This window comes from Flavisolibacter ginsenosidimutans (assembly GCF_007970805.1).
Lineage (GTDB): Bacteria > Bacteroidota > Bacteroidia > Chitinophagales > Chitinophagaceae > Flavisolibacter > Flavisolibacter ginsenosidimutans.
In genome coordinates this window covers 3,559,937-3,572,825 of the sequence record NZ_CP042433.1, presented here as the reverse complement: position 1 = coordinate 3,572,825, position 12,889 = coordinate 3,559,937, and the positions used below count along the sequence as shown (strand labels likewise).

At 46.8% G+C, this 12,889-nt stretch carries 13 protein-coding genes; 9 read left to right on the top strand and 4 right to left on the bottom strand.

Annotated features, from left to right (window positions below; translation table 11 throughout):
* Window positions 1–40 precede the first annotated feature (40 nt).
* Window positions 41–1,033 carry a YncE family protein gene (locus FSB75_RS15080; protein ID WP_146789200.1) on the bottom strand — a complete coding sequence of 331 codons (993 nt, stop codon included), beginning with the start codon at window positions 1,031–1,033 and terminating at the stop codon, window positions 41–43.
* A 248-nt stretch (window positions 1,034–1,281) separates the two neighbouring features.
* Here FSB75_RS15080 and FSB75_RS15075 point away from each other — a divergent pair, with 248 nt between their 5' ends.
* On the top strand, window positions 1,282–2,061 hold the full coding sequence (locus tag FSB75_RS15075) for a COG4705 family protein (RefSeq protein WP_146789198.1): 780 nt from the start codon (window positions 1,282–1,284) through the stop codon (window positions 2,059–2,061).
* Window positions 2,062–2,100: 39 nt separating this feature from the next.
* Here the strand turns inward: FSB75_RS15075 and FSB75_RS15070 are convergent, their stop codons facing one another.
* The 3 genes from FSB75_RS15070 to FSB75_RS15060 are packed head-to-tail and all read right to left on the bottom strand — an operon-like array spanning window position 2,101 to window position 4,459.
* Window positions 2,101–3,366, bottom strand: coding sequence for a sensor histidine kinase (locus FSB75_RS15070; RefSeq protein WP_146789196.1), 1,266 nt, complete (start codon window positions 3,364–3,366; stop codon window positions 2,101–2,103).
* Entirely contained in the window at window positions 3,363–4,043 is a 681-nt protein-coding gene (locus FSB75_RS15065; protein ID WP_146789194.1) for a response regulator transcription factor, read from the bottom strand. Before FSB75_RS15065 ends, FSB75_RS15070 begins: the two co-directional genes overlap by 4 nt.
* Before the next feature lie 2 nt (window positions 4,044–4,045).
* Complete coding sequence (locus tag FSB75_RS15060; RefSeq protein WP_146789192.1) at window positions 4,046–4,459, bottom strand: EamA family transporter; 414 nt, start codon at window positions 4,457–4,459, stop codon at window positions 4,046–4,048.
* A gap of 138 nt (window positions 4,460–4,597) precedes the next feature.
* On the opposite strand from FSB75_RS15060, the gene FSB75_RS15055 reads away from it, so the two are divergent.
* The 8 genes from FSB75_RS15055 (at window position 4,598) to FSB75_RS15020 (ending at window position 12,736) form a co-directional block, all read left to right on the top strand.
* Complete coding sequence (locus FSB75_RS15055; RefSeq protein WP_146789190.1) at window positions 4,598–7,081, top strand: TonB-dependent receptor domain-containing protein; 2,484 nt, start codon at window positions 4,598–4,600, stop codon at window positions 7,079–7,081.
* A 109-nt stretch (window positions 7,082–7,190) separates the two neighbouring features.
* The gene (locus FSB75_RS15050; protein WP_146789188.1) at window positions 7,191–8,675 is read left to right on the top strand and encodes an MFS transporter; all 1,485 of its coding nucleotides are present in this window, start codon (window positions 7,191–7,193) and stop codon (window positions 8,673–8,675) included.
* 9 nt (window positions 8,676–8,684) lie between these two features.
* On the top strand, window positions 8,685–8,915 hold the full coding sequence (locus tag FSB75_RS15045) for a DUF6814 family protein (protein WP_146789186.1): 231 nt from the start codon (window positions 8,685–8,687) through the stop codon (window positions 8,913–8,915).
* 76 nt (window positions 8,916–8,991) lie between these two features.
* On the top strand, window positions 8,992–9,900 hold the full coding sequence (gene gldA / locus FSB75_RS15040) for a gliding motility-associated ABC transporter ATP-binding subunit GldA (RefSeq protein WP_146789184.1): 909 nt from the start codon (window positions 8,992–8,994) through the stop codon (window positions 9,898–9,900).
* 44 nt (window positions 9,901–9,944) lie between these two features.
* Complete coding sequence (eno, locus tag FSB75_RS15035) at window positions 9,945–11,228, top strand: phosphopyruvate hydratase (protein WP_146789182.1); 1,284 nt, start codon at window positions 9,945–9,947, stop codon at window positions 11,226–11,228.
* 165 nt (window positions 11,229–11,393) lie between these two features.
* Window positions 11,394–12,008 (top strand): GNAT family N-acetyltransferase, encoded by a 615-nt coding sequence (locus FSB75_RS15030; protein ID WP_146789180.1) that lies wholly within the window; start codon window positions 11,394–11,396, stop codon window positions 12,006–12,008.
* 83 nt (window positions 12,009–12,091) lie between these two features.
* A complete protein-coding gene (locus FSB75_RS15025) occupies window positions 12,092–12,400 on the top strand; it encodes an FtsB family cell division protein (RefSeq protein WP_146789178.1) in 309 nt (102 codons plus the stop codon).
* 72 nt (window positions 12,401–12,472) lie between these two features.
* A complete protein-coding gene (locus tag FSB75_RS15020) occupies window positions 12,473–12,736 on the top strand; it encodes a hypothetical protein (RefSeq protein WP_227990599.1) in 264 nt (87 codons plus the stop codon).
* Window positions 12,737–12,889 lie beyond the last annotated feature (153 nt).

Below are 12,889 nucleotides of genomic sequence, written 5' to 3'. Positions count from 1 at the left end.
GCTAATTGATTTAACCGGTGAAATGCGAACACGGGGTCGGTTATTTAGAAGCCTGAACAACCAATACTTGAAACGTTCCCGGAATCATTCGCGGCCTTCCGTTGCTTGTTTGCGCTGTATCAAAATCAGCCGTGGGCAGAAAAATATTTCCGTTGGCTTGATCAAGGGCGATGGTTCTTGCACCTCTTTTTGTTGGATAATTTCCCAAGAGCGTAAACTGGTTTGCCGAGGCTTCTTTAATCACACTTAACGTGCCTTCACCGTTTGATGTAAATATCAGTTTTTGTTTTGCGTCAAAGGCTACGCCGTCGCAGCCGTCGCCAATTTTTATTTTGTCAACAATGGCTCCGTCAGTGGCATTCATCACCACCAACAATTTATCGCAGCCCGCAAACAAGCGGTTCGATGCTGCGTCGTAAGCAAGCCCCGTTGGACCTTCGCCGGGCGTCAATTTCCAATGATTGAGAACCGAATGCGTTTTTAAATCCACTACGGCGATTTCGCTTTTGTCTTCGAGGTTTACGAAGAGTTTCCCTTTGCCATCGGATGCTGCTTCTTCAGGTCTCCCGCCCACATCAATCGTTGCCACCACCGCATTTGTTTTCGGATCAATTACCGAAAGATTTTTGGCGCGGCCGTTGCAGGTAATGACGGTTTGCGTATGCGGTTCAAACATGATGGCATCGGGTCCTTCGCCGGTGGCTATTTGTGTAACGAGTTGTAACGTTTTTAAATCAAACACCGTTACGTTGTTGCTTCGCCCGTTGCTGGTATAGCCCCTGTTCAATTCGTTATCAAACGCAATGCCGTGTACGCCGGCAGTGTTGGGAACAAACCCCGCTGAATCACCTGTTGCTTCATCCAAAATATTTACCTGTGTGCCGTGCGAAGCGTAAACCTTTCCGTTGTTTACCGAAATGTAATCCCAGCCGCCGGGGCTTTGAATGTGAAAGGTCTTTACAACTTTGTAACCAGTTTGTGCGTTGGCCTGCAAGCAGATGGCGGTACCAAAAAACAGAATGATTTTTTTCATGGAAGATGATTGAGGTGACGATGAAAAGCGAGCACTAACTTAGCCTTTCCCGTTAACGAAAACGAATTTATTTTCTTCAGAATTTCTTCAGATTTAGCCCCGAAGTTTTGCTTGTATGAAAGCTTGGTTTGTCGCGTTGTAATTTACTCATCTGACTTTTCTTTTGCGTTCTTTGTCATTGCATGTAGTGACCGGGCATTGTTGTTGATGAAGCTATCACGAACTTTTTTTCACTTCAATTTTATCCGATGGAGACAAACCGCACGAAAACAGAAAGCAACGCCTTAAACAAAGTTGCAAAGATTACCTTGATCTTTTGGGTGTTGAAAATTTTTGCCACAACGCTTGGCGAAGTCCTTGGTGATTTCTTTTCCATGACGTTGAACCTTGGCTACGTTGTTGGCCTTGCCATTACCTTGCTTTTCTTTTTGATCGTTCTCTTTCTACAACTTCGCCAAAAGATATACATAGCCCCCGTTTACTGGCTTGTGATCATCGGCACCACCACGGTAGGCACCGAAATTTCCGACCTCATGGACCGCACACTTGGCTTGGGCTATGCCCTCGGGTCCGCCATTCTCTTTTCTGTTTTATTACTGGTGCTTTTTCTCTGGAACCGCAGGGAAGGACAGATCAAAGTTTATCCCATCACGCAGCGCCGTGTAGAACTTTATTATTGGGCGGCCATTCTTGTTTCCAATAGCTTGGGCACGGCCTTCGGCGATTTTTTAAGCGATAATCTCGGGCTAAGTTATCTGACCGGCGCAGCCATTACAGCGGGCATCATTGTACTGGTTGTACTGCTGCATTACTTCACCAAGCTGAACGAGATTTTGCTCTTTTGGATCGCGTTTATATTCACACGGCCTTTTGGCGCTACGTTCGGTGATTTTCTTACGAAACCAATTGAAAAAGGCGGACTGAATTTTAGCCGCGGCCTTGCGGCTTTGGTAACCGCTGTGCTGATGGCCGTGCTCATGTATTTTTCGCAGCGAAGCACCAATAACAAAAAGGTTTCGTACGCCTGATGTGTGCCGGCAATCAAATTCTTTTTGAGCAAGAGGGCATCATTTTGTTGCGGGGTGAAAACGAATTTCAAACTCGTGTTGTTCGTTTTGAAAGCGGTATTGCACGCGAAAACCGGAGGCCTCCGCAATCTGTTGAATCAAAGAAAGCCCAAGTCCGTTGTTGGTGCTTCCAGCCGATGGTTTGTAAAAGCGTTGAAACAATTTCTCCTCGTCCAGTTTCGCTTCGGTGCTTGTGTTGCCGATGCGCAAATAATCGTTCGATAAAGCAATCCAAATGCGTCCGCCGCTGTAATTGTGATTGACGGCATTGCTCAACAAATTGTTGAGCAGAATGTCGGCCAATTCGGTGTTCATGTTCACAACCGCCGTCTGCAAATCTGTTTGCACGGCGATGTTTTTGTCCTGCCACAATTCCTGAAAGTCTTCCAACTTTTCCTGCAACTTTTCTTTCAGGTTGATGCGCTGTACGTCTTCAAATTGCCGGTTCTCAATTTTGGCTAAGAGAAGAAGCGAACCGTTTAACCGGCTCAATTTTTCTACCGCATTGTAAGCGCTTTGCAGCGTTTTGCTTTGGCTCTCGGTAAGGGCTTCGTCTTGTATCAGCAAATCCAGTTTGGAACGAACGATGGCGATGGGCGTTTGAATTTCGTGCGAAGCGTTTTCACTGAACGTTTTTAGCGAGAGATATTCAAGCCTCGAGCGTTTGGTAATGGCCTCAAGTGTTTCGTTCATGGCGTTGAATTCATCAATGTTGGTAGAAGGAAACAGGAGCGAATGGTTTTTGCTGGGACGAAAATTTTGCACCGCTTTCAGTGAAGCGTAAAAGGGTTGCCAGAGTCGTTTTAACAACACCCGGTTGAGAACGGCGGCGACAAGAAGAATGACCAAAATGGTAACGATGGATACCCGCAAAATGGAGCGCAGCAAACCGCGTGTGCCTTCCAGCGATTTTGATACAACAGCCTGATGGTTTTGTCCGGTTGTGCTGATGCCGAAAACCAAACGGCGGTAATCTTCTTTTTTACGGTCTTCTTTGTCGGTCATTGTAACCGTTGAAAACCTGCGTTGAACCGGTTGCGAAACGGGTATAAAATAAATCACCTGGTCCGAGACCGAAAAGCTTTCGGGCAGGCGATTGTGTTCGTGAACAAAAGCCGTGATTTCGTCTTCTTCAATTTGGAGGTCTTCGTCTATTTGATGAACCAACACGTAACGGATGGAAAAATAAAAAGCAACGCTGGCCACCAGAAAAACGGCAATGTTGGCTACGAGGTTGATGCGGTTGTATCGTGTAAAAAGCTTCATGCAGGCAAGCTGAATTTGTAGCCCATGCCGTACACCGATTTGATGTAATCAGCCGCTCCGCCTTGCAATAATTTTTTGCGCAGGTTTTTGATGTGCGTGTAAATGAAATCATAGTTATCGGCAATGTCGAAGTTGTCGCCCCAGAGATGAATGGCGATCGCGTTCTTTGCAATTACCTTGTTCTTGTTGCTGATGAAATAAAGCAGCAATTCGTATTCTTTTTTTGTGAGTTCAATCTTTTTGTCTTTCACCGTCAGTTCTTTTTGATTAAGGTCCAATTGAAGCGCATCAAAGCGAAGGATATTTTTGCCGTCAAAGGCTTTGCGCCGAATGATGGCATCCACTCTTGCGCCGAGTTCCATCAGGTGAAAAGGCTTGGTTAAATAATCATCGGCGCCTGCTTTCAGTCCATTCACCTTATCATCGACGGCGTTCTTTGCCGAAACGATAATGACGCCGTCAATCTTGTCGTCTTTTTTCAAATCTTTTAAAAGATCCAATCCGCTACCGCCGGGCAAGGTAATGTCGAGAATAACGCAGGCATAATCATACAAGGAAATTTTCTCCAATGCCGTGCGGTAATCAAAAGCCTGTTCGCACATGAACTGCTCGCCGGAGAGATAATCGCAAATGCTTTGTGACAATTCCTTTTCGTCTTCGACCACCAGTATTTTCATTTTTACAGAATTAAAACCAGCGTGCCCGCAATGATCAAACCCGCGCCGGCAGCGGTTTTCCAGGTAAGCACTTCGCCCAGGAACAACACCGATAACAAAATAGCGAGGGCCACGCTTAATTTATCAACCGGCGCTACCTGCGATACTTTTCCCAATTGCAATGCTTTAAAATAAAACACCCACGACAAGCCCGTGGCCAAGCCGGAAAGACAAAGAAAGAGCAGGTTGTGTTTGGTAAGCGTACCGATTGTGGCCGTGCCGCCACGAAAGAAAGCAATGGCCCAGGCAACGACGAGAATAACCACGGTGCGAATAGCGGTTGCAAGGTCACTGTCCACGCCTTTTATTCCTACTTTGGCAAAGATGGCCGTAAGCGCCGCGAAGAAAGCCGAGAGCAAAGCATATATCCACCACATAGCAACAAAGTTTGCAAATAAAGTTGGCGAAATATTGAAGAAGACTGTAAACGAAACACAGTAGGCCAACAATCTTAAAGAAAGTTTGTACCGCAATTCCAATTGTCTTCAGAATTGAAATATAGTTTTGCCGCCTTTATGAAAAACACGAGACGATTTTTTGTAGTGGCTTTGGTTCTTTTTGTTTTATCCGCAGGCGCACAGCAAACGGGCCGCGGAAAACTTTCCGGAAAAGTATTGGATTCGCTTTCGGGCAGTCCGTTGGAGTACGCCTCGGTTTCGCTACAAGAAGGAAGCAATACAAAACCCCTTAACGGTGGTGTAACCGACAATAGCGGCCGGTTTTCGCTTGACGGAATTAAAAGCGGGACCTACACGGTTTTGGTTGAGTTCATTGGCTATACGGCGGCAAGAATCAACAACGTCGTGGTGGACGAGAACAAAAATGCCGTCGAATTAAAAACGGTTTATCTCGCGGCCAAACAAAGTGCCCTGCAATCCATCACCATTACCGCAAGCGGAAAGCTTGTTACCAATAAAATTGACAAACTTGTTTACAACGCCGAACGCGACATCACCTCGCAAAGCGGCGCGGCCACCGATGTGCTAAAGAAAGTTCCGCAGGTTTCTGTTGACGTGAATGGCAACGTGGAATTAGCGGGCAGTTCGAGCATTCGCTTTTTAATCAACGGCAAACCCTCAACGGCTTTTGGAAATAGCGTGGCCGATGTGCTGCAATCCATCCCGGCCAGTCAAATTAAAAGTGTTGAGGTCGTGACCAATCCAGGCGCAAAGTATGATGCGCAAGGCCTCGGCGGCATCATCAACATTGTGCTGAAACAAAGCAACGCACAAGGCATCAACGGCAATTTTTCCTTGGCGGCAGGCACAAGAGCCGACAACGGATCGTTCAACTTCAATGCACGCAAAGGGACTTTTGGTGTGAACGCTTTTGTAAGCGGCAACTACCGCCCGGCCTTGGATGCGCCGGTTACAACCGACCGCACCAGCCTGGACACGGCCGCAAAAACCACGGGTCTTCTGCACCAGGATGGAACGAGTCATTTTAACCGTTACGGTTTTCAAACCGGCGCCGGCTTCGATTGGTCGCCCGATAAAAAAAATAATTTCACCGGCTCCTTTGTTTACAATCGCTTTGGCAACGACGGTCACGGCTTCATTAACCAACAACAACAGTTGCGCAGCCAAACAAGCGGCACGATGCTTAGTGATGTTTCTTCGCAAAGCTTTACGGCCAGCAACTTTTGGCTGCACTCAACCGATGCAAGTCTTAATTATAAACGCACCTTCAATAAAGAAGACCAGGAATTGGAAGTTGCCATCAACAGCAGTTTTGGCAAGGGGCATACAACGGCGGATAATTACCAGGTTTCGTTGCCTTCGCTCAGCCGCTTTTACGGCAACAACAGCTCCAATCCGGGAAAGGAAAATGAAACGGAATTCAAGATTGATTATACGCAGCCGCTCCGGAAAGACGTGAACCTTGGCGTGGGAACAAAGTACACCACAACGGACATTTTGAGCGACGCTACAGTTTACAGTTTTCAGCCTTCCACGCAAACGTATTTGCCTGATCGCTTTTTGTCAAACAACCTGACCTACGATCAAAAAGTATATGCCGGTTATGCAGAATTAAGTTTTCCGATGGGCGAAGCTTTTAACGCAAAAATCGGCGGACGATACGAACGCACGGAAATAGCTTCGTTTTACTCCAACGCACAGCAGCATACGGCTACACCGGGCTACGAAAACTTTGTTCCTTCGGTTTTTCTTTCCCGAAAACTGGGCGAAGACGGCTTGCTGAAACTGAGTTATGCCAAACGCATCAACCGCCCTGATTACGGCGAGCTGAATCCTTTCATCAACACCGGCGATCCGAAAAATCTTTCGTCGGGCAACCCGTATTTGCTGCCCGAAATCAGCCACCGCATTGAACTTGGTTACAACCGAGAGTTGGGCAAAGCGGGTTCGGTTTCGGCCACACTTTTTTACCGCATGAACGAAAGAGACATTCAGCCCTTCGTTCGTTATTACTCCGAGTTCAAAGTGGGCGATTCGGTTTACACAAACGTGGCCGTGACCACAAGGGAGAACATCGGGCAGGAAAAAAACACGGGCCTGATGTTGTTCAGCGATCTTCACCCGAACGATAAATTGAGTTTTCGAACGAACCTGATGTTCTTTCACCGCCACACCATCAACGAACAAAATCCCGGCTACAATTCCACCAATTTCAATTACCGTTTTAATACCAACGCGACCTACCAGTTTTCGTCCACACTTGTTGCAGAATTCTTCGGCAACTTTAATTCGGTGCGGCACGAAGCACAGGGAACTTATCCCTCGTTTATCACCTACAGTTTTGCGGTGCGCAAACAATTCTGGAACAAGAAAGGAAGCCTTGCGTTTACCACCACAAATCCTTTTGCCAATTACCTCACGCAAAAAACAGAACTCTTTGGCCCGGGCTTTACCATCAACAGCACAAGGCTGGTTCCCGTTCGTTCCTTCGGCATCAACTTTACCTGGAAGTTTGGCGGCCTTGAATTTAAAAAAGAAAAAGAGCCGGTAGATAATTCCGCTTTGCCCGCAGAAAACTGATCATTCAATTGCCGATGATGAATTAAACGCCGACATCGTTTGCGCAAGATTTTCCCGGTGGTTTGGTTTTGTGCCTTATTTTTAAAACCAAACCACCAACGATACTTGCATGGCAGCACCAAAAGGCATTTGGAAAGTGATTACCGCATCATCGGTAGGCACGCTCATCGAATGGTATGACTTCTACATCTTCGGCTCTTTATCCACTATCATCGCCGCTAAATTTTTTCCGTCCGAGAACCCAACAGCCGCTTTATTGTCAACACTGGCAACATTCGCCGCAGGCTTTATTGTGCGGCCTTTCGGCGCCCTGGTATTTGGAAGGCTCGGCGATTTGATTGGGCGGAAATACACGTTTTTGCTCACGCTTGTTTTAATGGGAATGTCCACGTTTTTAATTGGCTGCATTCCTTCCTACGCAACCATTGGCGCGGCTGCCCCTTTGCTTGTTTTATTACTGCGCTTGTTGCAAGGTCTTGCGCTGGGTGGTGAATATGGCGGCGCAGCTACGTACGTTGCGGAGCATTCTCCTGCCAACAAACGCGGCTTCTATACAAGCTGGATACAAACCACCGCAACCCTTGGCTTGTTTCTTTCGCTTGGCGTTATTCTATCCATCCGCCGTCTTGTAGGCGTGCAGGAATTTACAAGTGGCAATGGTTGGCGCTATCCTTTCTTATTGTCCATTGTTTTGGTTGGCGTTTCCATTTTTATTCGCCTGCGCATGGCCGAATCGCCCTTGTTTGCGAAGCTGAAAAGCGAAGGCAAAACATCAGTTAATCCACTCAAAGAAAGTTTTGGCCACAAGACGAATTTCAAAATGGTTTTGCTGGCACTTTTTGGCGCTACAATGGGGCAAGGCGTTATCTGGTACACCGGGCAATTTTATGCGCAAACGTTTTTACTTACTAAGTGCAACATCGAGTACGAGCAAGCCAACACCATCATCCTGGTGGCGCTTGTTATTGCTACACCTTTCTTTGTCATCTTCGGCAGTTTGTCGGACAAGTGGGGACGAAAGAATATCATGATGGTTGGAATGCTTCTCGGCGTGTTGCTTTACCGTCCCATCTTTCAGCAGTTGTACAATTTGTCTGACCCTTCAAAAAAAGAAATAGCAACTACCAACAGGGGCTTTAAAATGGAAGGTGATTTCGGTGCCTTTATTCAGCACGCAAGCGATACCACCACGTACACCGATGGGAGCACACTAAAAACAACCACAAAACAATCGTTGATAAAAGGCGAAAAAACAACGGTGAAAGAATTAACGCTTGGTCAGGGCATCAAATGGCAAATGATTTTACTCGTTGCGGCAATGGTGTTGTTTGTCACGATGGTTTATGGACCGATTGCGGCGTTTCTGGTGGAATTGTTTCCAACAAAGATTCGGTACACATCCATGTCATTGCCTTACCACATTGGCAACGGCGTGTTTGGGGGTTTGGTGCCATTCATCGCTACGTTGATTACGACGTTGAAAGGCAGCAACCCACTGTCAGGACTTTGGTACCCGATTGGCGTGGCTGCTTTAAGTTTTGTCATCGGCAGCTTGTATCTCTCTAACAAAATCAACAAAGACGTTATTGATTAACCCTTTACTATGAACGGACTGAAACGATACCTTGGAGTTCTCTGGATAGTTGTTGGCATTGCGGCCATTGCTTTGTTGATTTACAGCGCGGCTACCAACATTAATGCGGCCAAAGGCGACATTGGCAAACCTATTCCCTGGATCATCATTATCACCGTTTTCACGCCCATTTCCCTTGGGCTTATCGTCTTTGGCTGGTATGCGGTGAAAGGCGAGTACGACGGCGAGATAAAGACTTAATCCAGCAAGCAAGAACCGTAACGTTCTTTTCATTTCCTGTCCGCACATCTTGCTGTCCTCCCATTACCTTTGGCGCATGTCCATAACGGTAAAAAATCTTACAAAGATTTACGGCGAGCAACGTGCGGTTGACAACATTTCCTTCTCGGTGAACAAAGGTGAGATTGTTGGTTTTCTTGGTCCAAACGGCGCCGGCAAAAGCACAACGATGAAAATGATAACGGGTTACCTGCAACCCGATGCCGGCGAGATAACCGTTAGTGATATTGACGTAACCAAAGACCCCTTGGCTTCAAAAAAGAAAGTAGGCTACCTTCCCGAAAGCAACGCACTTTATTACGACATGTACGTAAAAGAGTATTTGGATTTTGTGGCCGATGTGCATTCCATCAGCAACAAGCAGTCGGCAATTGGCAATGTGATAGAGCAAGTTGGTCTGACGAAAGAAAAAGCAAAAAAAATCGGACAGCTTTCAAAAGGATACAAGCAACGCGTAGGTCTTGCTGCCGCTCTCCTTCACAATCCCGAAGTATTGATTTTAGACGAACCCACCAGCGGACTTGACCCCAACCAGATTGTTGAAATCCGCAACGTCATCAAAGAACAAGGCAAGGATAAACTGGTGCTTTTTTCTTCGCACATTTTGCAGGAAGTAGAAGCCATCTGCGACCGCGTCATCATCATCAACAAAGGAAAGATTGTAGCCGATGACAAGTTGAGCACTTTGCAAAAAACGTCATCGTCAACCATTGTTCGTGTAAGTTTTAAAGAGGCATTGGAAGCCGAATGGCTCAAACGACTACCCGATGCCAAAACGGTAAGCAAAGTGGACGCATTCAGTTGGACAATTGAAACCGAAAACCCCGAAAGCGTTCGCAAAGCGCTGTTGCAATTGGCACTCGAACAAAACTTAAATATTGTTTCTTTGCAAAGCGAAAACAAAAGCCTCGAAGAAATTTTCCGCACCTTAACGAACAACAAATAGGAAAGACGAAAATTTATCGAATCAAAAAAAATAAACAACAAATCATGAGTTACATAGCCGAAATTTTTGCCCGCCAGATTTTAGACAGCCGTGGAAATCCGACGGTAGAAGTTGACGTCATTACCGATGACGGCGCCATGGGTCGTGCCGCCGTACCAAGCGGCGCCAGCACCGGCATACACGAAGCCGTTGAACTGCGCGACAACGATAAAAAAACCTACGTGGGCAAAGGCGTAACACAAGCCGTGAAAAACGTAATGGACGTTATTGCTCCCGAACTGGAAGGCTACGATGTGGCCGACCAAACCGGCATTGACCAATTAATGATTCAGTTGGACGGCACCGAAAACAAAGGCAAGCTGGGTGCAAACGCTTTGCTGGCTGTTAGCATGGCTTGTGCGAAAGCCGCAGCCGAAGAAGCGACGCTCCCGCTGTTTCGCTACATCGGCGGAACAAACGCGAAGACTTTGCCCGTGCCGATGATGAATATCTTGAATGGTGGCGCACACGCTGATAATAAAATAGATTTCCAGGAATTTATGGTGATGCCCGTTGGCGCCTCTTCATTTAGCGAAGGACTGCGCTGGGGCGTGGAGATTTTTCACGCATTAAAAACGGTGCTGAAGAAAAAAGGCTACTCCACAAACGTAGGCGATGAAGGCGGTTTTGCACCCAACATTGGTTCCAATGAGGAAGCCATCGACACGGTGATGGAAGCCATCAACGCCGCGGGCTACAAAGCCGGTTCGGAAATTTTTATCGCCATGGACGCGGCCAACAGCGAATTGTACAAAGACGGCAAATACATTTTTCACAAAAGCAGTGGCAAGAGCTTAAGCTCTGATGAGCTCGTGAAGTTTTGGGAGAGCTGGGCGAATCAATACCCGATTGTTTCCATTGAAGACGGCATGGCCGAAGACGATTGGGAAGGCTGGAAAGCGCTTACAGAAACCCTCGGAAAAAAAGTGCAATTGGTGGGCGATGATTTATTTGTAACAAATGTTACTCGTCTGAGTCAAGGCATTGAAAAAGATATTGCCAACGGCTTGCTGGTGAAAGTAAACCAGATTGGCACCGTGACCGAAACCATTGATGCCGTAAGCATGGCGCAGCACGCTGGCTACAACACCATCATGAGCCACCGCAGCGGCGAAACCGAAGACACGACCATTGCCGATTTGGCCGTAGCACTGAACTGCGGACAGATCAAAACCGGTTCGGCTTCGCGTACCGATAGAATGGCGAAATACAACCAGCTTATTCGCATTGAAGAATTACTGGGTGCTTCGGCTTATTATCCCGGAAGCAAATTGAAATTTGGGAAGTAAGAACCAGATTCGTTGGCCGTTGGTCGTTGATTGTTGATCGATTCTTCGTCGGCCAACGAACATCGGCCAACGGCCAATATTTTTTATTTCAGTCTTCTTCTTTCATCAACTTTATACCTCAAATAAGACCGTCATCCGTCATCCATCATCCGTCATCTCTCTTCCATGCAAATCAACGTCTCAAAACTTCGCGGTCAATACATTTATCTTGAACTGCTCAAGCAAGAGGATGTTCTCTCGTTGCGCAAACTTGCCCGCGACGAACGCATCTGGGACTTTACAAAAACCCTTCTCGTCAACGAAACTTTTGATGCCCAATTTGATAAGTATATCGCAACGGCCTTTGATCCGCGAAACACCGGTATGCAAATCAGTTTTGTCATGCGGGATGCAAAAACGGCTGCGGTGCTGGGCATGACGCGGTACTATAAAATCGAGCCTTCGCAAAAACGTTTGAGTATTGGCTATACCTGGTACACGCCGGCTTATTGGGGCAAGGTGCACAACAAAGAATGCAAACTGCTGCTGCTGCAATATGCCTTTGAAGAACTGCGTTTTCAACGCGTGGAATTTGAAGTGGCGCACCAAAACGTTCGTTCGCAAAAAGCCGTGGCAAAAATTGGCGGCGTAAAAGAAGCGGTGCTGCGCAAGCACGGTCTTCATGCTGATGGTACGGTGCGTGACACCGTTGTGTTCAGCATTATTGATGACGAATGGCCGCAAACAAAAGAAAAATTGTTCCGGTTAATTGAAGGCAGCCAAGCCGCCGAAAAAAATTAGGCGGGCAAGCTTTCTTTTTTACCTTCGGCAAACGCAAGCCCCGTGCGGTTTGTAAACGTAAATTGCCAATTTTCGCAAACACCATGAAGTTCGTTCGCCGCATACCGCCGTTCATCTACAACAAATATTTTTTAGCCACTTCGCTTTTTGTCTTGTGGATGCTCTTCTTCGACCGCAACGATTTCTTCACGCAAATGGCACGCAAAAAAGAACTGGCCGAAATTGAACAGAGCAAAGATTACTTTGCCCAAAAAATCAGCGAGGGTAAAAAGTTTTCGCGGGACATGCGCTCCAATGCCGACGCGGTGGAAAAATTTGTGCGGGAAAAATACCTCATGAAACGCGACAACGAAGACCTTTTCCTCATTCAAAAGTCAGCCGCGAAAGAATAAATACAGCACCGGCACAATAAGGACAAAGCCTCTTCGTTTATAAATCCGTACAAGCCAACCGGCAAACCATTTTTGAACGATTTATCTGGACGTATGCACAATTATACTCCCGAAGAGCTGCTTCTGTATTTATACAAAGAATCTTCCGCCGCACAAAGCCTTGCTCTTGAAGAAGAACTCAAAAGCAATTGGGCGCTTCGCGAAAAACTGGCCGTGATGAAAACCGCTATGGAACGGCTGAACAACATCGCCGTTTCGCCCCGCACAGAAGCCGTGCTGAACGTGATGCGTTACGCACAGGAAGCCACTGCGGTAAAAGCCGCGTCAAAATCATAAGCAGGTCAGTTTTCTAAGATTGCTCTGTTGAATATTTTGCACCAGAAGTTCATCTATCCATTGAGCTTTACTTGCGTCGCACGCTTGTGCGCCTTGTTCGCTACGCAGCAATTGTCTGAACCACGATTTGGGTGGATTAAATAGATTTTTTAT

Coding starts and splice junctions, on each gene's coding strand:
- FSB75_RS15080 (WP_146789200.1), bottom strand. CDS start 1,033: ATGAAAAAAATCATTCTGTTTTTTGGTACCGCCATCTGCTTGCAGGCC.
- FSB75_RS15075 (WP_146789198.1), top strand. CDS start 1,282: ATGGAGACAAACCGCACGAAAACAGAAAGCAACGCCTTAAACAAAGTT.
- FSB75_RS15070 (WP_146789196.1), bottom strand. CDS start 3,366: ATGAAGCTTTTTACACGATACAACCGCATCAACCTCGTAGCCAACATT.
- FSB75_RS15065 (WP_146789194.1), bottom strand. CDS start 4,043: ATGAAAATACTGGTGGTCGAAGACGAAAAGGAATTGTCACAAAGCATT.
- FSB75_RS15060 (WP_146789192.1), bottom strand. CDS start 4,459: ATGTGGTGGATATATGCTTTGCTCTCGGCTTTCTTCGCGGCGCTTACG.
- FSB75_RS15055 (WP_146789190.1), top strand. CDS start 4,598: ATGAAAAACACGAGACGATTTTTTGTAGTGGCTTTGGTTCTTTTTGTT.
- FSB75_RS15050 (WP_146789188.1), top strand. CDS start 7,191: ATGGCAGCACCAAAAGGCATTTGGAAAGTGATTACCGCATCATCGGTA.
- FSB75_RS15045 (WP_146789186.1), top strand. CDS start 8,685: ATGAACGGACTGAAACGATACCTTGGAGTTCTCTGGATAGTTGTTGGC.
- gldA (WP_146789184.1), top strand. CDS start 8,992: ATGTCCATAACGGTAAAAAATCTTACAAAGATTTACGGCGAGCAACGT.
- eno (WP_146789182.1), top strand. CDS start 9,945: ATGAGTTACATAGCCGAAATTTTTGCCCGCCAGATTTTAGACAGCCGT.
- FSB75_RS15030 (WP_146789180.1), top strand. CDS start 11,394: ATGCAAATCAACGTCTCAAAACTTCGCGGTCAATACATTTATCTTGAA.
- FSB75_RS15025 (WP_146789178.1), top strand. CDS start 12,092: ATGAAGTTCGTTCGCCGCATACCGCCGTTCATCTACAACAAATATTTT.